At 69.2% G+C, this 19166-nt stretch carries 22 protein-coding genes, 1 tRNA gene and 1 pseudogene; 15 read left to right on the plus strand and 9 right to left on the minus strand.

Going from position 1 to position 19166, the window contains the following annotated elements:
• Positions 1–322: 322 nt before the first annotated feature.
• From cmtR to AOA12_RS13710, 4 genes are read left to right on the plus strand one after another with little or no spacing between them, the layout of a single operon-like run.
• The gene (cmtR, locus tag AOA12_RS13695; RefSeq protein WP_054683705.1) at positions 323–682 is read left to right on the plus strand and encodes a Cd(II)/Pb(II)-sensing metalloregulatory transcriptional regulator CmtR; all 360 of its coding nucleotides are present in this window, start codon (positions 323–325) and stop codon (positions 680–682) included.
• The gene (locus AOA12_RS13700; RefSeq protein WP_197280930.1) at positions 679–2592 is read left to right on the plus strand and encodes a heavy metal translocating P-type ATPase; all 1914 of its coding nucleotides are present in this window, start codon (positions 679–681) and stop codon (positions 2590–2592) included. The genes cmtR and AOA12_RS13700 overlap by 4 nt, the downstream gene beginning before the upstream one ends.
• Positions 2589–3143, plus strand: coding sequence for a signal peptidase II (gene lspA, locus AOA12_RS13705; RefSeq protein WP_054683711.1), 555 nt, complete (start codon positions 2589–2591; stop codon positions 3141–3143). Before AOA12_RS13700 ends, lspA begins: the two co-directional genes overlap by 4 nt.
• Positions 3140–3448 carry a hypothetical protein gene (locus AOA12_RS13710; protein WP_010157044.1) on the plus strand — a complete coding sequence of 103 codons (309 nt, stop codon included), beginning with the start codon at positions 3140–3142 and terminating at the stop codon, positions 3446–3448. The genes lspA and AOA12_RS13710 overlap by 4 nt, the downstream gene beginning before the upstream one ends.
• A 146-nt stretch (positions 3449–3594) precedes the next feature.
• On the opposite strand, the pseudogene AOA12_RS13715 reads toward AOA12_RS13710, so the two are convergent.
• The 7 genes and pseudogenes from AOA12_RS13715 to AOA12_RS24040 all read right to left on the minus strand — a co-directional run bounded on the left by AOA12_RS13715 (position 3595) and on the right by AOA12_RS24040 (position 9462).
• Positions 3595–3999: pseudogene (locus AOA12_RS13715) on the minus strand (arsenate reductase ArsC).
• 15 nt (positions 4000–4014) lie between these two features.
• On the minus strand, positions 4015–5016 hold the full coding sequence (locus tag AOA12_RS13720) for a metalloregulator ArsR/SmtB family transcription factor (RefSeq protein ID WP_054683714.1): 1002 nt from the start codon (positions 5014–5016) through the stop codon (positions 4015–4017).
• Positions 5013–6113, minus strand: coding sequence for an ACR3 family arsenite efflux transporter (arsB, locus tag AOA12_RS13725; protein WP_054683717.1), 1101 nt, complete (start codon positions 6111–6113; stop codon positions 5013–5015). The genes AOA12_RS13720 and arsB overlap by 4 nt, the downstream gene beginning before the upstream one ends.
• On the minus strand, positions 6110–6436 hold the full coding sequence (gene trxA, locus AOA12_RS13730) for a thioredoxin (RefSeq protein ID WP_054683720.1): 327 nt from the start codon (positions 6434–6436) through the stop codon (positions 6110–6112). The genes arsB and trxA overlap by 4 nt, the downstream gene beginning before the upstream one ends.
• Positions 6433–7407: a thioredoxin-disulfide reductase gene (gene trxB / locus AOA12_RS13735; RefSeq protein ID WP_054683723.1), complete on the minus strand. Its 975-nt coding sequence runs from the start codon at positions 7405–7407 to the stop codon at positions 6433–6435. Before trxB ends, trxA begins: the two co-directional genes overlap by 4 nt.
• Before the next feature lie 88 nt (positions 7408–7495).
• The gene (locus AOA12_RS13740) at positions 7496–9187 is read right to left on the minus strand and encodes a hypothetical protein (protein ID WP_054683726.1); all 1692 of its coding nucleotides are present in this window, start codon (positions 9185–9187) and stop codon (positions 7496–7498) included.
• Between the two features lie 59 nt (positions 9188–9246).
• Positions 9247–9462, minus strand: a complete 216-nt coding sequence (locus AOA12_RS24040) for a helix-turn-helix domain-containing protein (RefSeq protein WP_082406262.1) — start codon at positions 9460–9462, stop codon at positions 9247–9249.
• A 151-nt stretch (positions 9463–9613) separates the two neighbouring features.
• On the opposite strand from AOA12_RS24040, the gene AOA12_RS13745 reads away from it, so the two are divergent.
• The 7 genes from AOA12_RS13745 (at position 9614) to AOA12_RS13775 (ending at position 14639) form a co-directional block, all read left to right on the plus strand.
• Positions 9614–10075 (plus strand): hypothetical protein, encoded by a 462-nt coding sequence (locus AOA12_RS13745; protein WP_054683731.1) that lies wholly within the window; start codon positions 9614–9616, stop codon positions 10073–10075.
• Positions 10072–10611 carry a hypothetical protein gene (locus AOA12_RS13750; RefSeq protein ID WP_156366505.1) on the plus strand — a complete coding sequence of 180 codons (540 nt, stop codon included), beginning with the start codon at positions 10072–10074 and terminating at the stop codon, positions 10609–10611. The genes AOA12_RS13745 and AOA12_RS13750 overlap by 4 nt, the downstream gene beginning before the upstream one ends.
• Before the next feature lie 99 nt (positions 10612–10710).
• Positions 10711–12522 (plus strand): TraM recognition domain-containing protein, encoded by a 1812-nt coding sequence (locus AOA12_RS13755; RefSeq protein ID WP_082406263.1) that lies wholly within the window; start codon positions 10711–10713, stop codon positions 12520–12522.
• A 74-nt stretch (positions 12523–12596) separates the two neighbouring features.
• Positions 12597–13115 carry a single-stranded DNA-binding protein gene (locus AOA12_RS13760; protein ID WP_082406264.1) on the plus strand — a complete coding sequence of 173 codons (519 nt, stop codon included), beginning with the start codon at positions 12597–12599 and terminating at the stop codon, positions 13113–13115.
• A gap of 108 nt (positions 13116–13223) precedes the next feature.
• The gene (locus tag AOA12_RS13765; RefSeq protein WP_082406265.1) at positions 13224–13889 is read left to right on the plus strand and encodes a hypothetical protein; all 666 of its coding nucleotides are present in this window, start codon (positions 13224–13226) and stop codon (positions 13887–13889) included.
• Positions 13886–14086 (plus strand): helix-turn-helix transcriptional regulator, encoded by a 201-nt coding sequence (locus tag AOA12_RS13770; RefSeq protein ID WP_054683737.1) that lies wholly within the window; start codon positions 13886–13888, stop codon positions 14084–14086. The genes AOA12_RS13765 and AOA12_RS13770 overlap by 4 nt, the downstream gene beginning before the upstream one ends.
• Positions 14073–14639, plus strand: a complete 567-nt coding sequence (locus tag AOA12_RS13775) for a hypothetical protein (RefSeq protein WP_231637087.1) — start codon at positions 14073–14075, stop codon at positions 14637–14639. Before AOA12_RS13770 ends, AOA12_RS13775 begins: the two co-directional genes overlap by 14 nt.
• Positions 14640–14775: 136 nt before the next feature.
• On the opposite strand, the gene AOA12_RS13780 is transcribed toward AOA12_RS13775, so the two are convergent.
• Positions 14776–16287, minus strand: coding sequence for an IS1182 family transposase (locus AOA12_RS13780; RefSeq protein WP_442922247.1), 1512 nt, complete (start codon positions 16285–16287; stop codon positions 14776–14778).
• Between the two features lie 119 nt (positions 16288–16406).
• Here AOA12_RS13780 and AOA12_RS13785 point away from each other — a divergent pair, with 119 nt between their 5' ends.
• Entirely contained in the window at positions 16407–17018 is a 612-nt protein-coding gene (locus AOA12_RS13785) for a tyrosine-type recombinase/integrase (RefSeq protein WP_257720142.1), read from the plus strand.
• 173 nt (positions 17019–17191) lie between these two features.
• Here AOA12_RS13785 and AOA12_RS13790 read toward each other — a convergent pair.
• A tRNA-Pro gene (locus AOA12_RS13790) sits at positions 17192–17265 on the minus strand.
• 198 nt (positions 17266–17463) lie between these two features.
• Here AOA12_RS13790 and AOA12_RS13795 point away from each other — a divergent pair.
• From AOA12_RS13795 to AOA12_RS13805, 3 genes are read left to right on the plus strand one after another with little or no spacing between them, the layout of a single operon-like run.
• Positions 17464–18045, plus strand: coding sequence for a GNAT family N-acetyltransferase (locus AOA12_RS13795; RefSeq protein WP_054683740.1), 582 nt, complete (start codon positions 17464–17466; stop codon positions 18043–18045).
• Positions 18042–18719: a lysoplasmalogenase gene (locus AOA12_RS13800; protein WP_054683743.1), complete on the plus strand. Its 678-nt coding sequence runs from the start codon at positions 18042–18044 to the stop codon at positions 18717–18719. Before AOA12_RS13795 ends, AOA12_RS13800 begins: the two co-directional genes overlap by 4 nt.
• A complete protein-coding gene (locus AOA12_RS13805) occupies positions 18707–19075 on the plus strand; it encodes an RNA-binding S4 domain-containing protein (RefSeq protein WP_054683746.1) in 369 nt (122 codons plus the stop codon). The genes AOA12_RS13800 and AOA12_RS13805 overlap by 13 nt, the downstream gene beginning before the upstream one ends.
• The last annotated feature ends 91 nt before the right edge of the window (positions 19076–19166 follow it).

Raw genomic sequence — 19166 nt, forward strand, 5'->3', positions numbered from 1 at the left:
TCTTGATCCGGCGTGGCTTCGTTGATACAGCGGGCAGGACGCACCTGAATCACATGGAAGCAACTCACGAAGACGCGGGAATAGAGACAAAAACCTAGATGTTCCGGTGAATATTGACGGTTTTGGCGGGAACTTCCGCCCGTGCCGTTGTATTAGTGTGGGTGCGGGTGGATGTTCGAGGAACTGCTTCCTCTGCGACTGTACCGCGCCCTCCGGTGCGGGTGTCGTGAGGGTTCCGGGTGCGGGAGTGCCGCTGCTGGGTCGCGGGTGCGAGGTTCACCATCATCGACAATGGTTCAGTGATTGCTGTATAGTTCAGTGCATGCTGACTATTGCTTCGCGCCTCGACGTCATGAACCGGCTCGGCCGGGCCATGGCGGACCCGACGCGCTCCCGGATCCTGATGACCCTGCTGGACGGGCCGAGCTACCCGGCCGTGCTCTCGCGCGAGCTGGAGCTGACGCGCTCGAACGTGTCGAACCACCTGACCTGCCTGCGCGACTGCGGGATCGTGGTCGCCGAGCCGGAGGGGCGGCAGACGCGCTACGAGATCGCCGACCCGCACCTCGCGGCGGCGCTCACGGCGCTGGTGGACGTGACGCTGGCGGTGGACGAGCACGCGCCGTGCGTGGACGACGAGTGCACGGTGCCGGGTTGCTGCGGGACGGGAGCGGGCGCGTGAGCGCGGCGTGCGGCTGCGACGAGCCGGAGACCCGGGTCGGCGAGGAGGCCGAGGAAGAGCGGGAGCGTCCGTGGTGGCGTGACCGCGGGATCATGGTCCCGGTGCTCTCCGGCGTCGCCTTCGGCACGGGCCTGGTCCTGGAATGGACGGGTGCGGAGGTCCCGGCGCTGGTGGCGTTCTGGATCGGCCTGCTGCTGGGCGCGTCGACGTTCACGCCCGGCGCGATCCGCAAGCTGTTCAAGGGCAAGCTCGGCATCGGGCTGCTGATGACGATCAGCGCAGTGGGCGCGGTCATCCTCGGCTACGTCGAGGAGGCCGCGGCGCTGGCGTTCTTGTACTCGATCGCCGAAGCGCTGGAGGACAAGGCCATGGACCGCGCCCGCGGCGGGCTGCGGGCGCTGCTCAAGCTGGTCCCGGAGACCGCGACCATCCGGCGGGATGGCGCGTCCGTGGAGGTCGCCGCGAAGGATCTGGCCGTTGGTCAGCTGATGCTCGTGCGTCCCGGTGAGCGGATCGCGACCGACGGGATCGTCCGCACGGGCCGGTCGAGCCTGGACACCTCGGCGATCACCGGGGAGTCGATCCCGGTGGAGGTCGAGCCCGGCGACGCGGTGTCGGCCGGGGCGATCAACACCGCCGGTGCCCTGGAGGTCGAGACGACCGCGGCGGGCACCGACAACTCGCTGACCACGATCGTGGAGCTGGTCGAGCAGGCGCAGGCCGAGAAGGGGGACCGTGCCCGCCTGGCCGACCGCATCGCCCGGCCGCTCGTGCCCGGCGTGCTGATCCTCGCCGCTCTCGTCGCGATCATCGGCTCGCTGCTGGGCGACCCGGAGCTGTGGATCACCCGCGCCCTCGTGGTGCTCGTCGCCGCGTCGCCGTGCGCGCTGGCGATCTCCGTCCCGCTGACCGTCGTCGCCGCGATCGGCTCGGCGAGCAAGTTCGGCGTGATCATCAAATCCGGTGCCGTGTTCGAACGGTTCGGCGTGATCCGCCACGTCGCCGTCGACAAGACCGGCACCCTCACCCGCAACGAGCCCGCCGTCACCGCCGTCCTCACCACGGACAGCGTGACCGAGGCGCAAGCCCTGGCCTGGGCGGCATCCCTGGAGCAGCACAGCACCCACCCGCTGGCCGCCGCGATCACCGCCGCCTCGCCCGGAGCCCCCGCCGCCCTGGACGTGACCGAGCAGGCCGGGCACGGCATCGAGGGCACCCTCGACGGGGCCCGGGTCACCGTCGGCAGCCCCCGATGGCTGGACGCCGGGACGCTCAAGGACCAGGTCGCGGGCCTGGAGGAGCAGGGCATGACCGTCGTGATCGTGCACCGCGACGACGTCCCGGTCGCGGCGATCGGCGTCCGCGACGAGCTGCGACCCGAGGTCCCCGAGGTGGTCCGCACCCTCGCCGCCCAGGGCGTCGGGATGACCATGCTCACCGGCGACAACGCCCGCACCGCCCGGGCTCTGGCAATGCAGGCCGGGATCGAGGACGTCCGCGCCGAGCTGCGTCCCGAGGACAAGGCCTCAGCGATCGCCAAGCTCGGCGAGAAGCAGGGGTCGGTCGCGATGATCGGCGACGGCATCAACGACGCCCCCGCCCTCGCCGCGGCGGACATCGGCATCGCGATGGGCGCGACCGGCTCCGACGCCGCGATCGAGTCCGCCGACGTCGGCTTCACCGGCCACGACCTGCGCCTGCTCCCGCGCGCGTTCGACCACGCCCGCCGGGGACGGCACATCATCAACCAGAACATCATTCTGTCGCTGCTGATCATCACCGTCCTGCTGCCGCTGGCCCTGTTCGGCGTCCTAGGCCTCGCGGCCGTGGTGCTCGTGCACGAGATCGCCGAGGTGATCGTGATCCTCAACGGGCTGCGCGCCGCGCGCACCAGGAAGTCGATCGCGTGACCGCGCAGGGCACCGTCGTCGCCGAGGGGACGAGTCCGCCCTCCCCGAAAGGTCGGAGGGCACTCGGCGTCGCCCTCGCGGTCGCCGTGCTCGCCGTGGCCCTCGATCAGGGGTCGAAGGCCCTCGCTGTGGCGCAGTTGACTTCTGGCGAGCGGGTTCCGCTGGTCGGCGACCTGTTCGGCCTGTCCCTGGTCTACAACCCCGGAGCCGCGTTCTCGCTCGGCTCCGGGTCCACCTGGATCTTCACCCTCGTCGGCCTCCTCGCCGCCATCGCGGTAGTTGTGTTCGCTGTGCGGCTGCGTGGCGCGCGGTGGGGTGCCGCGTTGGGCCTGGTCCTCGGCGGCGCGGTCGGCAACCTCGTCGACCGGCTCCTGAACCCGCCCTCCTTCGGACGGGGGCAGGTCACGGACTTCCTCGCCTACGGCGACCTGTTCGTCGGGAACGTCGCCGATGTCTTCGTCGTCGCCGGTGTCGGCCTGGTCTGCCTGAACCTTCTCCCGCCAGGCCCGGACCGGGCGTCGAACGACGCGCGATTCGAGGATGCCGCATGAAGGTCGAGCTGCTGCACATTGTCGGTTGCCCGAACACGGACGTGGCCGAAGCCAACGCGCGCGCAGCACTGGACGCTCTTGGATTCAGGGCCGTGCCTGTCGAGCTGGTCACGATCCGGACCGAGGCCGAGGCGGTAAGCACCCGGTTCGGAGGCTCGCCCACGATCCTCGTCGACGGCGTCGACCTGTTCCCGACAGCACCGGTCCGCTCGCTCGCGTGCCGCGTCTATGCGACGAGGAACGGGTTCGCCGGAGCGCCTACGCAGGAGCAGATCGAAGCAGCGCTGCGAGGCGCGTCCCGGTAGAGCAAGAACGGGCTGTAGCGCGATCGATGGCGCACGCCTCACGGCACATCGGTGTTCGCCGCAGGGACCAGGAAACCCGGAAACACAGCGGAGAGGCAGGGCCATTGGCCGCTGCCCCTCCCGTGCTCGCAGTCCCTCGCAGTCCCTCAGACGAGCAGTTCCGCCAGCAGCGTTTCGACGCGACCTTTGATCTCGTCGCGGATCGGGCGCACCGCCTCGATGCCCTGTCCGGCGGGGTCGTCGAGCTTCCAGTCCTCGTACCGCTTGCCCGGGAAGAACGGGCAGGCGTCGCCTCAGCCCATCGTGATCACCACGTCGGAGGCCTGCACCGCCTCGGTGGTGAGCACCTTCGGCTGCTCGGCGGTGATGTCAATCCCTTCCTCGCGCATGGCTTCGACGGCCACGGGGTTGATCTGCTCGGCGGGCATGGACCCGGCCGAGCGGACCTCGATGCGGCCTGCGGCGAGGTGGCGGAGATAGCCGGCGGCCATCTGGGAGCGGCCGGCGTTGTGGACGCAGACGAACAGGACAGAGGGCTGCTGAACGGTCATGATCTTTGGCTTCTTTCAGTCGGTGAGGGTCGCGAGGAGGGCGCGGACGCGGGACTCGATGTCGTGTCGGATCGCGTCGACCCCTTGCGGGGAGGCGAGGGCGGGGTCGCCGACGGCCCAATCCTCGTAGCGGACACCCGGGATGATCGGGCACACGTCGCCGCAGCCCATCGTCACCACAACGTCCGCGGCGCGGACGGCGTCGTCGGTCAGCGGCTTCGGGAACGCATCCCGAGCCTCCTGCTCGCCTTCGATCTCGACGAGCAGGGAGCGCACGTGCGGGTGCAGGTCCGACGCCGGGGTCGAGCCTGCGGAACGGGCGATCACTCGGCCGTCGGCGAGCTGGTTGACGATGGCGGCGGCGAGCTGGGAACGGCCCGCGTTCTGCACGCACACGAACAGCACCTGCGGCACCCCCGAAGACCGATCCCGGGTGAGGTCGGCGAGGCGCTGGCGGGCGAAGCGCTCGGTCAGCGGGATCATGTGCTGCGTCAGCTTCGCCGACCGCACCAGGCCCGCGTAGGACTCGCGCACGATCGCGATCACGACATCACGATGCAGCCCGGTCAGCTCGTCGGCCAGTTCCTCGGCGAGCCGGGTCACGCGGGCGTCCATCTGCCGCAACGCTTCAACTCGCGCCTGAGCGTCCTCCGGCTCGTCGGCGACTGCCGCTGGTGCGAACGCGTCGAGGAGGGCCGCGACGGCGCGCTGCTTGCCCGGCGCGATCCGGTACCAGACCCACGTACTGCGCCGCTCGGACCGCAGCATCCCGGTCTCCTTCAACACCTTCAGATGGTGGGAGACGGTCGGCTGGGACACGTCGGCGAGCTCCGCGAGATCGCACACGCAGGACTCGCCGCGCGGGTCGGTCGCGATCGCGGACAGCATCCGCAGCCGCAGCGGATCCGCCAGCGCCTTGAGCGCCCCGGCCACAGTCGCAGCTGCGTCGGCGCCGATCGCGTGCATCGCGGAGGGCGCGCACGCCTCGGCGTCGGGAAGGACAGCAGCGTCGGTCATGACGTCCTCGATTCGATCATGGATTCGGTGGTGTAGGGGTCGGTGCGGAACCAGGCTTTCGCCGCCCAGAGCGAGACGTAGACCAGCCCCACCAACACGGGCACCTCGATGAGCGGGCCGACGACCCCCGCCAAGGCCTGCCCGGAGGCCGCGCCGAAGGTGCCGATGGCGACCGCGATGGCCAGTTCGAAGTTGTTCCCGGCCGCGGTGAACGCGAGCGTCGTCGATCGCGCGTAGCTCAGGCCGATCCTCTTGCCGAGCAGCAGCCCCGCGAACCACATCAGCCCGAAGTACACCAGCAAGGGAAGTGCGATCCGGGCGACGTCCATCGGCCGGGAGGTGACCTGTTCGCCCTGGAGGGCGAACAGCAGCACGATCGTGAACAGCAGCCCGTACAGCGCCCACGGCCCGACCCTCGGAAGGAACGTCTCCTCGTACCAGTCGCGCCCCTTCCGCTTCTCGCCGATCCACCGCGACGCGAACCCCGCGGCGAGGGGGACGCCGAGGAAGACGATCACATTCAGCGCGATCTGCCAGACCGAGATCTCCAGCCCTTGCGTGTCCAACCCCAGCCAGCCCGGCAGGACGGTGAGATAGAACCAGCCCAGCAGGGAGAACGCGACGACCTGGAACACCGAGTTGATCGCCACCAGCACCGCGGTCGCTTCCCGGTCACCGCAGGCCAGATCGTTCCAGATCACGACCATCGCGATGCAGCGGGCGAGCCCGACGATGATCAGCCCGGTGCGGTACTCGGGCAGATCCGGCAGGAAGATCCAGGCCAGGGCGAACATCACCGCCGGCCCCACGAGCCAGTTCATCACGAGCGAAGAGACCAGGAGCTTCTTGTCGCCGGTGACGGCGGCGACCTTGTCGTAGCGGACCTTCGCGAGCACCGGATACATCATCACCAGCAGGCCCAGCCCGATCGGGACCGAGATCCCACCGACCTCCATCGCGGACAGCACGTCGGAGAGCACAGGCACGAACCGGCCGAGGAGGAGACCGGCGACCATGGCGAGGCCGATCCACAGCGGCAGCCACTTGTCGAGTGTGGAGAGCCGTTTCGGTGCGGTGCGGGTCACGGTGTCGGTCATGCGAGCAGCTCCTCGATCTTCGTCGCGTAGACGGGCTTCGGCTGCGCGCCGATCAACACGTCCGCCCGTTCCCCGTTCCGGTAGAACCCGAGGGTCGGGATCGAGGTCACGCCGGCCGCGGTCACGGTCTCGGGGTTCTGATCGGCATCGACCTTCACGATCTTCACCCGGCCCGCGTACTCACCGGCGAGCTGGTCCAGGATCGGGGCGACCGCCTTACACGGCCCGCACCAGGCCGCCCAGATGTCGACCACGACGGGCAGCTCGGACTCGAGCACTTCAGCCCGGAACGTGGCGTCGGTGACGGGGGTGACGGTGCTCATGCGGAAACCTCCAGAACAGGTGCGGAAACGGTGGCGGGAGCAAGGTTCGACAGGTAGTGCTGGGCGTCCTGCGCGGCCGCGCAGCCGGTGCCCGCGGCGGTGATCGCCTGCCGGTACGTGTGATCGACGAGATCCCCGGCCGCGAACACCCCGGCCAGGTTCGTCCGCGTCGACGGGTGCGCGACCCGCACGTACCCGTCCGCGTCGGTGTCGACCTGGCCGGTCACGAGCTCGGAGCGCGGGTCGTGCCCGACCGCGACGAACACCCCCGTCGCGTCGAGTCTCCGCTCGGTCCCAGTGACGCTATCGCGCAGCGTGAGCCCGGTGACCTGCTCGTCGCCGAGGATCGCGGCGACCTCGCTGTTCCAGGCGACCTCGATCTTCGGGTCGTCCAGCACGCGCTGCGCCATGATCTTCGACGCCCGGAACTCGTCCCGGCGGTGCACGACGGTCACTTTCGACGCGAACCGGGTGAGAAACAGGGCCTCCTCCATCGCGGAGTCTCCGCCGCCGACCACGGCGATCTCCTGGTCGCGGAAGAAGAACCCGTCGCACGTCGCGCACCAGGACACTCCGTGCCCGGACAAGCGGTCCTCCTCGGGGAGGTCGAGCTTGCGGTACGCGGAGCCCATCGCCAGGACCACCGCCCGCGCCCGATACGTGGCCCCGGCACCGGTCTCGATGATCTTCACGTCGCCCTCGAGGTCGAGGCGGGTCGCGTCGTCGTAGACGATCCGAGCGCCGAACCGTTCAGCCTGCGCCCGCATCGACTCCATCAACTCCGGACCCTGCACACCATCGACGAAGCCGGGGAAGTTCTCCACCTCGGTCGTCGTCATCAACGCCCCGCCCGCGGTCACCGAGCCGGCGATCACGACCGGGGCAAGCCCCGCACGAGCAGCGTAGACCGCCGCGGTGTACCCGGCGGGACCGGACCCGACGATGACCAACTCGACCTCTTGATTCGACATGTATCTATATTGACGCTTCTCGAAGCACGCGGCAAGTCGGCGAGGCGCATCTGGGTGGTGTTTGCCGAAGGTTCATCTTCCGAGGCGGCTACGCACTGTCGGCCGTGATGTTCTGCGGTCCCGTGGCGGTGTGGGAGTAGCGCAGCGCGGTCTCGATGCCGATGCCGAAGAGGTCGCAGATGCGCCTGACGTCGCCGCCGGCCTGCTCGACTTCATAGAGAATCCGGTCGGTGCGCAGGGCCTGGGCTGTCACTCCGGCCTTCTTCCAGGGGAAGTTCCGGCCGGGCGGCGAGAGACGGGGCGCGGTCTGGACGGTGACGAGCAGGTAGGGGTTCTTCGTTTCCGGCCAGCGCTGGGCACGGTGGCCGAGCCACGCGCTCAGGCGGACGCGGACAGGTTTCGCGAGCGGGATGAAGCGGACGTCGGGCATTCGCAGACGTCCGTCGATGATGTCGGTGAGTTGGATGTGCTGGACCTGCTGCGTGGTCAGGGCGTGGAAGGCGACGAGAGAGACGGCCAACGCCACTGCGGGGTCGGGGTCGACCAGGGCGTCCCGGATCGCCGTGGGCTCCATCGGCAGCGGTGTGTTGCGCCGCGGGCCGCGCAGCGGGATCGCATTCGTCGGGTCGGTGAAGACCTGCTTGCGGCCGCGCAGGATCGTGAACAGACTGCGGAAACCGAGCATCATGATGTGACGGCGCGAGGGGTCGTCAGGGAGGGCGGCGAGGATGTCTTCGGTGCTGATCCCTGCGAGGCTGGTGCGCCCGTCGTCGACCCAGCGAGTGATCGCGGGGAGGATGCCGTACATCTGGCCTTTGACGGTCATCGTGTCGCGGGGCTGACGGCGCGGCGGGGTCTTGGAACCGTCGACCATGATGTCGCGCCAGAGCTCGAGCTGGGATCGCATCGGCTCAGGAAGGGCGTGAGTCTTGCGTTCGAAGAGCGTGGTGAACGAGGGCCCCCGATCGTCGATGAGCAGCCCCGCGTCTTCGAGGACTTCGATGGTGGAGCGCATGTTGCTTCCGCCGTCGTAGCTGCGCATCGCGAGGATGTCAGAGGCGCGAAAGCGCAGATTCGCGCCGGGGAACACCAACTGCAGGACCTTCAGGGTGCGCCTGACCTGGTTGGTCTGTCGCTTGCTCCATGCGTACTCGCGGGCGCGGGCGTAGAGGAAGTGGTCGGTGCGGCTGGTGATGTCGCGCAGCCTGATCTCATTGGAGCGCTGACGGAGGCGTTCGGGGTCGGGGTCGATAGGAAACAGCACCGGCTGGTAGCTGGCGGGAACCGGCGGCGGCGTGTTGATGACTTTGAGCGCTTCGCGGATGCTCATCGCCATCGGCAGGCGGAGTTCTGCGGGCCGGCGGGAGTCGTTCATCGAGGCGAGGAAGAGCTGCTGGCCGTACTTGCGGGCCGCGTCGAGGTCGAGCGGTTCGCCGGGCGTCTGGTGGTAGCGGGCGGTTTCCAGGCAGAGGCGGCAGTAGCCCTGCTCACCGATGGTGACCTCGCGGTGGCAGGAGACACACTCGCCCTGCGGGTAGTGCGTGAACCACCAGCGGCACTTCCAGCACCGCCAGTTGCGTTGCCGGTAGACGCCCCAGGCGAGGCAGTCGCGGCAGGAGCCGATGAAGCCGGGGCTGCCGGGGTGACAGTGGGCGCAGAGCCCTTGGCTGTAATACTCGGCCGATCCGCACTTGCTGCACGCCGGCGGTGCGAACGGGCCGCCGGGGATGCAGTCGTAGCAGAAGTCGATTCGGGGCGTGAGCCACGCGGCCGGCTTCACCCCGCACGCAGTCCAGGGCAGCGGCGGACTCAAGGGTCCGTTCGGGCCGCGTGCCGGACTCATAGCGGTGGCGCCGGCCGATCGTTCTTCGGGCCGAACCGGGGCGCGACCATATTCGTGCTCCCACTCGCTTCTACCCGCCGACGGGCGCCGGGCTTGCGGGCTCGGACCTTCTCGGGCTCGGGCACGAGAAGATCAGTCGGCTCGCAACCGAGGACATGGCAGATGACGTCGAGATCGTCCAGCCGGATCGTGGTCGGGGTGCCCGTCCACAGCCCGTCAGGATTCTCGACAAGCGGTAAGTCCGTTACAGCGGGCGGGCGGAGCGCACCTGAGAGACATGAACCTCGGTCAAGAAGATGCGGCTATAGAGACAGCCAAAAATCCGCGGAAACACGCCAATCCCAGCGAGGCGGGAGGGGCGTCATGAGTCTCTCTCGGGAGGAGCTGGTGCGGAACATGATGGCTCTCGATGACGGGCTGCGGGAGATTGGCCGCAGGTTCGGGAAGCACGTGTTCTTGGCGGATGCGGATCCGGTCACGTTCGGGGCCGGGCACTACGTGTTCACCCCGATGGCCGGCTCCTCGCCCCGGCTGGCGATCACCGAGCAGTACACCGGCACCGACTGGTCTGATGATGAGCGCGTCCCCACCTCCTGGACGTGGGAGTCCGAAGCCTGCCTTGCCGAGCCTCGCGGCCGGTATCCGTGGGTGACGTTCGCCGAGGGCGAGATCGCGTCGGCCGGCTACGAGCGCCTGATCGTGATCGCGGAAGGCTGGGCCGGCGCGATCTCCGAGCTCGCCGAACGCGAAGCGACCCTCATCGTCGAAGTGACCGAGCGGCCAGAGCCGGGACGGCCGGGCGCGGGTCGCACCTTCATGGCATGAGCCTTCCACGTCGCCGCCGTACGCAGCCCCAGCCGACCACCCCAGCCGACACGCCACGGACAGTGGTGGTGCCTGCGGTGTTGCCGCAGATTCTGCTCGAGGCGGTGAGCGCGGACACGCTGATCGTGACGGTCAACGGCGACAAGCTCGCCGCGACCCCGATCCGCCGGGACGCGATCGCGCAGACCGTCACCGAGCTCGTCGCCAGGCTCGCGTCCCCGACGCGGGTGGAGGTGCGAGAGCTCGATGGCAGCATCCAGGCCGATGTCCTCACCCCGCCCGCACCGCCTTCCCCGTTCGCCCCACCCGAGAGTCCGTCGCAGGGGATGCCACTGTCGAGCTTGGTGGAGTTCACTGCGGACGGGTTCATCGCCGGGGAGGATGTCGCGGTCGCGGTGATCCTGCGGCACGCCTCCGCCGACCACACCGGAGGTGTGCGGGCGCTCCTGGATCGGGGCGAGGCGCCGAAGCCTGCCGGGGAGGTGCTGCTGTTCGGCCGGATCTCCGGCACCGCCTCCGTGCAACGCATCGACTAACCCAGCAACCCGCTTCGACCAGACCCCGCTGTCTGCCGCCGCACCTGCCTCCTGACCCCACCCACCGTTCAACCCCTGGGGTCGGGAGGCAGGTGCCGTATGTCTGGGCCGGTGCAGGCGAGGCCTGCCAACGACGTCTTCATCAATCTCGCACTCGGCGCCCTCGTCGCTGCCGCCGCGTTCACCGGGCTGCTCCGCCTCGCAGGCACCGTGGCCGCGTTCCTCACCGGCCTCCCCGAGCCGTCGGGCGGGTTCACCTCCGGACTCGGCGTGCTCGCCACCCCGCTCGACCCGGGTGCGGCGCTCGGCGCGGACGGGCTGAACCCGATCCTGTACTGGGCGGTCGTCGCCGCCTTCCTCCTCACCCTGGCCGGGGCGATCCTGCTCGTGGTGCGGGCGATCCTCCGCGCAAGGTCGACGGTAGATCCGCACCGGCTCGCGGGAACGGCGACCGCGGCCGAGGTCGTGAAGGTCGCCTCCCGGAAAGCGCTGCTGCGGAAGGCGTCGACGCTGCGCCCGTCACTGAACGGGACGGTGACGCCGGAGCAGGTCGGGTATTTCCTCGGGCACGGCAAGGGCGGGCAGGTGTGGGCGACCGTGGAGGACTCGATCCTCCTCATCGGGCCGCCGCGTGCGGGTAAAGGGTTCTTCGTTGCCGTGAACGCGATCCTCGACGCCCCGGGCGCGGTGATCACGACGTCGACGCGGCCGGACAATCTCACCGCGACGATGCAGGCCCGTGCCCGGAAAGGGAAGGTCGCGGTGTTCGATCCGCAACAGCTCGCGCCGGGGCTTCCGGCGGGGATGCGGTGGTCGCCGGTGCGCGGCTGTCAGGATCCGCTCACGGCGATGATCCGCGCGAAAGGCCTCGCCACAGCGACCGGGTTCGGCGGCGTGCAGGACGCGGGCTTCTGGGAAGGGAAAACGACCGCCGCGATCCAGTGCCTCCTCCACGCCGCCGCCCTCGACGGCCGGGACGCGCGCACCCTGTACCAGTGGGCGCTGAACCCCACGCTCGCCGCCGACGCGGTCAGGATCCTCTCCTCCCACCCCGCAGCGGCCGACGGGTGGGCCGACTCGCTGGACGCGATGGTGCAAGCCGACCCCCGCACCCGCGACTCGATTTGGCAGGGCGTGTCCCTCGCGTTCGCCGCGCTCGCCGACCCGCGCGTACTGGACGCGGTCACCCCGGCGGGTGGGGAGGAGTTCGACCCCGAAGAGTTCCTCACCGGCAACGGCACCCTCTACTTGCTTGCGACCGGGGCGGGGGCGGGGGCGTCGGCGGCGCTCGTGGCCGCGTTCATCGAAGACCTCGTCGAGACTGCGAGGAAGATCGCGGCCCGCTCACCCGGGGCGCGCCTCGACCCGCCCCTGCTGCTCATGCTGGACGAGATCGGAAACTTGAGCCCCTTGCCGTCGCTGCCGACGCTGATGGCCGAAGGCGGGGGTACCGGGATCACTCCGGTGCCGGTGCTGCAGTCGCTCGCGCAGGCGCGGGAGAAGTGGGGTGAGAACCAGGCGTCGGCGATCTGGGATGCGGCGATCGTGAAGATCATCCTCGGCGGCGCCTCCAACTCCCGCGACCTGCAAGACCTCTCCACGTTGATCGGGGAACGGGACGAGACCACCGACGCGATCACGACCGACGCCTACGGCGCGCACTCCAACCAGCGATCCATCCGCAGGGTGCCGATCCTCCCGCCCGACATCCTGCGAACCCTGCCGTTCGGCACCGGGGTCGTGATGCTCCGCACCGCACGCCCGATCATCACCCGGCTGCGCCCCTGGACGGCCCGCCCCGGTGCGAAACAGCTCCGCACCGACCGCGCCGAGATCGAGCAGACCCTCCAGCACGGTTCCACCCCCAGCCCGGAGGCCACGGACGGTGCTGACGGTGACGAGGAGGCGTAAGTCTCTGGTGGGGGTCGTACCTGCCTGGTGACCCCGCACCACGGCTGCGGGGCGCGAGGCAAGGAGTGAAGCTGATGGCCGACGAACCGCAGGATCAAGCCGAGGAGCAGCAGCGGCAGAAGAAGCCGCTGTGGGGGTTCATCGCTTCCGACCCGGAGCTGACGTTCACGAGCAAAGGCGATGCGCGGTTCTATGCCCGGATCGGTGAGCCGCAGTCCCGACGCGAGGAGGACGGCTCGTTCACCGAGCTCGAGCCCGACTTCGGTGATCTGGTGATGTACCGCAAGTCCGCCGAACGCGCGTACGAGAAGTTCCGCAAGGGCGACAACTTCATCGCCGTGGCCGAGAAGCGCGAGTACACCAACAGTGAGGGCCAGGAGCGCGAGCAGTACGTCGCGTCCCGGATCGGGCACGACAACAACACCACGAACTACACCGTCGATCGTCGCCGCCCCGACCGCGACAGCCCGCAGCACGACACCCCCGCCCGGGAGATGCAGCAGGCGCTCGCCGAACGCGAAGCGCAGCTCGACCCCGACACGCCCCAGGCCGCCACGACCCCGGCCGTGCAGCGGGAAGCGGTCGCCCGCTGACCCGGGTGCGGCAGCCCGCCCCGCGACTCGGCCGGCTGCCGCACCCGCCCCTCATTGCAGCGCCACGCGCTGCCCTTCTTTCTCGTTCACGCGTTTGGAGTACCTCTGATGAATACCGACCCCACCCCGCCTGCCGGGGGCGACGCCCCGCCTGCTGGGGGCGACGCCCCGGCTGATGGTGCCGACGAGGGGCTGCCGCCGGATGTCGCGGCGACAGCCCGAGAGGTCGCGAGGCAGGCGTACGCGAACGACATCGCGAAGACTCTCGGCGCTGTCCCCAGGCCGATCAACTGGCGCACGCTGCCGCCCGGCGATGTCGAGCATGAGCTCCTCGAGCTGAACGCCTGGGTCGACTGGCTCCGCCACACCTACGGGCTGCCCGCCCAGGTCGTGCCGCCGATGTGGCACCGGCACCCCGAACTCCTGTGGGAGCTGTCGGCGCTCAGGCAGCACTGGCTGTTCTGCTTCGACCCGCAGGCCAAAGGCAACCAGGCCCTCGCCTGGCACCACGACTTCGCGATCGCGCGCGAGCGCCTCCGCGACTGGGTCACGATCTCCGGCACCCGCCTCGACCGCGACCGCGCCACCCGCATCACCGAGTGGCCCGGCGGTGAAGCCGAAGACTGGGAGGCTCCCGACACGACCGAGCGCACGGTCACGAACCGCACCGAGGACTTCCTCGCGTTCGTGGAAGAGCAAGTACTTGCACGTCGGGCGGAGCAGAACGCCACGATCCGAGAGATCACGAACCTCGAGTGGCGGGAGCAGCCATGAGCGACGAGCCAGCCCTGACCTCGCCGCTCCTCGATAGTCACGAGGTGGCCGTGCTCCTCAAGGTATCGGAGTCAACGCTGTCGCGGTGGCGGGCAGATGAGAAGGGGCCGCCGTTCCTCAAGTTGGGAGGCATCACCCGGTATCGGCTCGACGCAGTCGAAGCCTGGTTGGAGTCGCTGAGCCATGAGCGGCCCTGATAACGGCCTGCCGCCCATTCCACCGATCGGGGTGAAGGTCGCCACCGACCTGGAGTACCGACGATCAGGCATCCGCGCTCGGGCGAGATGGACAGACCCCGAGACGAAGAAGCGGATGGTTCGTGCACTCGTCGTTCCGGACGAAGAAGCGGCCGAGGAGTTCTTCCGAGGCTTGCAGGCCTCGGCAGAGACCGGAATCGACCGGCGTATCTCGCTGTCGGAGTACGTCACCTTTATCGGCGACCGTTGGATGCGGGGCTTGGATCCCACCTCCACCGTGGACGGATACAAAGTCGGCCTTCGCTTGCGCGTCCTGCCGTCCCTGGGCCATCTCCCGATCTCGCAGATTACGGCAGGCATGATCGATCGCACGATCGATGACTGGGAAACGCGCTGCTCCGCGTCGACGATCAAGAACACAATCGCACCGCTCGTGCGCGTGCTCGATGAAGCAGTCCGCGACGATGTCATCCAGAGCAACCCCGCCCGCCAGCGTTCGCGTCGCAGCCTAGGTGCGCGGGTCAGAATCGGGTGGCGTGGCGCGCGGCGTTGACTCTGGCATCGCGCGCTGACGGTCGCGAACGGGAACGGGCGGGCCGTTGCGGTGTGAGAGCGTGCGGGATCGCACGGCGAGGGGCTCGTGGCGACTGTCGGTGCGTGCTGTGACGCCCCGGGACCCCTGGGGAGGCCTATGCGGGCGCCAGCCCGGCGGCTGTAGCGACGCGGAGCTTGCGGAGGTTGTGGCAGATCGTGTGGAGTAGCCATTCGCCTTGGGCGCCGGCGAGTCCGCGTAGCCGGAGCTGTCCGGCGTTTTGCCGGGTCTTCATCTGCCCGAACGCGGGTTCAACGATGGCTTTGCGGCGCGCGTAGTCGGTGCGGCCCTGCTCGGTGCGCAGCGCGTGCGCCATCCGCTCCCGCCGGCTCGCGTCCTCTGGGGCCGGGTCCGGGGCGCCGGCGGTAGGGAAGCTCTCGCCGTGACGTTGCCGTCCCGTCGCGATCAACACCTGTGCGTCCAGATCGTCGGCGGCTTCGAGGTTGGCTTCCGAGCAGTAGCCCGCGTCAGCGAGGACGACCTCTGGGGAACGCTCGATTCCTGCCGCGTCGAGGTTCCGTAGGGTCTGCTCGGCCATCGGGACGAACTGCTGGATATCGGTGGCCTGCTGGGTGACCTCGGCGCTCAGCACGATCTGGTGGCCCTCATCGACAACGGCCTGCGCGTTGAACGCGTAATCGAAGCCGCGGACCGTCTTCATCATCCGCGCCTCAGGATCGGTGAAATTGCGTTGCGCTTTCGGCTTCGGCGCCGCCGTGTCCACTGCAGTCGCGACGGCCGCGTCGGCCTGTTCAGGGGGCTGACCGGCGGCGTCGGCCTTCTTCCGCGCTACGGCTGCCGCCTTCTCGGCGGCGTCGGCCTCGATCGCGTCCTTCGCGGCACGTAGTTTTGCCAGGCGCCCCTCACGGCGGGCCAGCTCCGGGGCGACCTCGTCCCCGCGCCGGTCCTGGCCGAACTGCTGATCCTCGGCCTCATCGACCGCCTCCGCCTCGGCGAGCAGCGCAGCGACCTCGGCTTGGAGCTGATCGATCTTCGGCACGATCCGGTCGTAGCTCATCGCCTTATGCCGCGACGCGTTCGCGGCCAGCTTCGTGCCATCCAGCGCGACACGCCCCAACCGCACCAGCCCCGCCTCCGCGCAGACCCGCAGCACCTGCAGGAACAACCCCGGCAGGGCATCCAGGTGACGCCGACGAAACCGGGCCAGCGACCGGTAGTCGGGCGCCTGGTTGCCCGACAGCCACCGGAAGGCGATATCGCGCTTGCAGCGCCGCTCCAACTCACGAGACGAGGTCACGCCCGTCGCGTACGCGAACAGCAGCAGCTTCAACATCATCCGCGGGTCATACGGAGGCGCACCCGAGGCGGACGCGTACGACGCGTAGACCGGCGTCAGATCCAAGAGCTCTTCGACGACCTCGGAGATGAACCGGGCCTCATCATCCTCGTCCAGCCAGTCATCCAGACTCGGCGGGAGCAGGAAACACTGCCCCTGGTCATACCCACGGAACGTCTTGCCCGCACCCGCCGGTGCAGCCGAGCCCGGCGCCCGCGCCTCACCCGGCTCGACCTCGAACAGACCCTCCAGGCTGGCAGTCACCGTCATGAATCGATTCTCCCAGCACCCCGCGCTATCCACCGGATTCACCCCGGCGCGTTAACGGAAGGATCTGACCCACGCACCTAGGCAAGACCGCCCTCACCGTCGTCGAGAACGACACGTCACCGCGAGTACATGCCCTCAAAGATCTTGCGACGCTCACTACCTTGGCGAATGCCTGCGGCAAGGTTCACCAAAGCTACTCAGACTTCGTCATGCTCTGCGCTCTCCTTGCTTCCCGAGGATCCGAAGTTGCAGGGCTACAGGTCGGCGACGTGGACTGGGATCAGCGGATCGTGACGATCCGGCGCCAGACTTTCCCCGGCTCCGGTGGGCTGGTCACGAAGCAGACCAAAGGGCGCGAGATTCGACACGTCCCGATCCTGCAGCCCCTCGAGCCTGTCCTCCGACGTCTTACCGCTGGTCGCGCGCCGGATGAGCGACTCCTCACCGGGCCGCGCGGAGGCGTCCTCACGACCGCTACCGTTCGCGACGCCACGAAGTGGGATGCGGTGGTCACGGAACTCGGTTTGCCGAACCTCACTCGGCACGGCCTGCGGCACACCGGAGCAACCTGGCTCGCCGATGCGGGCATCCCTCTGCATGTGCTGCAGGGGATCCTCGGGCACAAGTCTTTGGAAACCACGCGAGGGTATCTGCACCCCGACACCCGGCACCTGGCGGACGCCGCCGCACAGGCCAACGCCTTCCTCAGCAGCCAAGGTTCCACGGGTGTTCAACATCCGGTGCGGGACTCCCGTGCGCCCTCGATCAGCTGAAGAAGGGGACGGGATCATGCCCTCTGGTCCCGGTTTGGTCCCGGCTCGTCGTAGACGGCGTTCTCGGGCCGGCCGCTGGACGACCGTCACGGAGCGAGCAGAGGTCTACATAAACCCCTCCAGCGAGACGACGAAGCCCTGGTGAGATTTACCATCTCACCAGGGCTTTTCTGTCGGGATGACAGGATTTGAACCTGCGACCCCCTGACCCCCAGTCAGGTGCGCTACCAAGCTGCGCCACATCCCGTTGTTCACTTTTCAGACCGAAACAGCCCACTAACCCACTTGACCCCCAGTCAAGTGCGCTACCAAGCTGCGCCACATCCCGTTCTCGCCGCCCGCACGCGGGCAACTCGATCATCTTACCCGGTCTGCGCGCGCGTCGCGAACCGGCGGACGAACGCGTGTCGTTGCCGATGTCGGAGGGTCGGCGTACAGTCGCGCCATGTCACAGATCGAGATCCTTCCGGCATCCGTCGAGCGCTTCGAAGACGTCGAGCACGCGATGACGGGCGGCGGCGACGGTGCCTCGTGCTGGTGCCAGTGGTGGATGGTCACGAGCACGCGGTTCCGGGGCACGTCGCGCGACGAGAAGCGCGAGCTGCTGCGCGAGCAGACCGCCGACGGTGCGCACCCGTCGGGCCTCGTCGCCTACGTCGACGGCGAGGCGGCGGGCTGGGTGAAGGTCGCGCCCCGCACCGAGCAGCCGCGCATCGCGCGCACGCGGGCATATCAGTGCTCCCCCTCCCCCTTCGACGACCCCGGCGTATGGGCCATCACCTGCTTCGTCGTGCGACGCGAGCATCGCGGGCAGGGCCTCGGGCGGCGACTGCTCGACGCCGCGGTCGCGCACGCCCGCGCGAGCGGTGCGCACGTCGTCGAGGGCTATCCGCTCGACGCGACCGCCACCAAGGTGTCGAGCAACAGCCTGTTCCACGGTGCGCTCTCGACGTTCCTCGACGCGGGCTTCGAGGAGGTCGCACGCGACAAGCCGGCGCGCCCCGTCGTCGCACTGAGGCTCGGATGACGAGAACAGACCGCGTCGACGCCTGGCCGTTCTGGCTCTACGCGGCCGTCTCGGCGGTGCACGTGGGCGCCATGGCCGTGGGCGCGGAGCCGCTCGTGTATCCCACGAAGCTCCTGCTCATGCCCGCGCTCGCCTTCGCCGCGATGTGGGCGCTGCGCGGCACCCGACGCGTCGTGCCGACCTGCCTCCTCGTCGGGGCCCTGTTCTTCTCGTGGCTCGGCGATGGAGCGTCGTTCTTCTTCCCGTTCTTCGACGACGAGCTGCCCATGATGCTCGCGTGCTTCGGCATCGCGCACCTGCTCTACATGTGGCTGTTCGCCCGCCACATCCGCGTACACCGCATACCGCCATGGACGATCGTCTACGCCGCCTGGTGGGTCGTCACCCTGCTCTTCCTCTGGCCCCATCTCGGCGCGCTCGGCGTCGCGGTCGCCGTCTACGGTCTCGTGCTCGGCGGCACCGCCGCCCTCTCCACCCGCGGCGGCGCGGTCACCGCGGTCGGCGGCGCGTTCTTCCTCGCCTCCGACACGATCCTCGCCATGCGGCTGTTCCTGCCGCCCGAGATGTCGGCGCCGCTCGCAGGCGTCTGGGTCATGGTCACCTACACGATCGGCCAAGGCCTGCTCGTGTTCGGCGCGGTGCGCGTGATGCGGCGACGAGAATGGATGCCGTGAACCCCTCCGTGCGCGTCGACTCCTGGCTGTGGGCCGTGCGCGTCTACAAGACGCGCTCCGCCGCGACCACCGCGTGCCGCGCGGGACACGTGCGGGTCAACGGCGAGCGCACCAAGGCCGCGCAGGCGCTCCGCATCGGCGACGAACTGCGCGTGCGCATCGCGGGCTTCGACCGCATCCTCGTCGTGCGGCAGCTGATCTCCAAGCGCATCGGCGCGCCGCTGGCCGCGGTCGCCGCGGAGGACCGCACTCCACCGCGCGAGCCGACGGCGCTCGTGGCCGTCCGCGACCGCGGCGCCGGACGTCCCACCAAGCGCGAGCGGCGCGAGATCGACCGGCTCCGCGGGAGAGAGTGACAGCATCCACACGGCGCCGTGACGTGTCGTCCAGCCGACCCGACCGGCGACGGACGCATAGACGAGACCACCCGGCCACGTCCCACGGAAC

The organism is Microbacterium sp. No. 7, assembly GCF_001314225.1.
Lineage (GTDB): Bacteria > Actinomycetota > Actinomycetes > Actinomycetales > Microbacteriaceae > Microbacterium.

Coding starts and splice junctions, on each gene's coding strand:
- cmtR (WP_054683705.1), top strand. CDS start 323: ATGCTGACTATTGCTTCGCGCCTCGACGTCATGAACCGGCTCGGCCGG.
- AOA12_RS13710 (WP_010157044.1), top strand. CDS start 3,140: ATGAAGGTCGAGCTGCTGCACATTGTCGGTTGCCCGAACACGGACGTG.
- AOA12_RS13720 (WP_054683714.1), bottom strand. CDS start 5,016: ATGACCGACGCTGCTGTCCTTCCCGACGCCGAGGCGTGCGCGCCCTCC.
- arsB (WP_054683717.1), bottom strand. CDS start 6,113: ATGACCGACACCGTGACCCGCACCGCACCGAAACGGCTCTCCACACTC.
- trxA (WP_054683720.1), bottom strand. CDS start 6,436: ATGAGCACCGTCACCCCCGTCACCGACGCCACGTTCCGGGCTGAAGTG.
- trxB (WP_054683723.1), bottom strand. CDS start 7,407: ATGTCGAATCAAGAGGTCGAGTTGGTCATCGTCGGGTCCGGTCCCGCC.
- AOA12_RS13745 (WP_054683731.1), top strand. CDS start 9,614: ATGAGTCTCTCTCGGGAGGAGCTGGTGCGGAACATGATGGCTCTCGAT.
- AOA12_RS13750 (WP_156366505.1), top strand. CDS start 10,072: ATGAGCCTTCCACGTCGCCGCCGTACGCAGCCCCAGCCGACCACCCCA.
- AOA12_RS13755 (WP_082406263.1), top strand. CDS start 10,711: ATGTCTGGGCCGGTGCAGGCGAGGCCTGCCAACGACGTCTTCATCAAT.
- AOA12_RS13760 (WP_082406264.1), top strand. CDS start 12,597: ATGGCCGACGAACCGCAGGATCAAGCCGAGGAGCAGCAGCGGCAGAAG.
- AOA12_RS13765 (WP_082406265.1), top strand. CDS start 13,224: ATGAATACCGACCCCACCCCGCCTGCCGGGGGCGACGCCCCGCCTGCT.
- AOA12_RS13770 (WP_054683737.1), top strand. CDS start 13,886: ATGAGCGACGAGCCAGCCCTGACCTCGCCGCTCCTCGATAGTCACGAG.
- AOA12_RS13775 (WP_231637087.1), top strand. CDS start 14,073: ATGAGCGGCCCTGATAACGGCCTGCCGCCCATTCCACCGATCGGGGTG.
- AOA12_RS13795 (WP_054683740.1), top strand. CDS start 17,464: ATGTCACAGATCGAGATCCTTCCGGCATCCGTCGAGCGCTTCGAAGAC.
- AOA12_RS13800 (WP_054683743.1), top strand. CDS start 18,042: ATGACGAGAACAGACCGCGTCGACGCCTGGCCGTTCTGGCTCTACGCG.
- AOA12_RS13805 (WP_054683746.1), top strand. CDS start 18,707: ATGGATGCCGTGAACCCCTCCGTGCGCGTCGACTCCTGGCTGTGGGCC.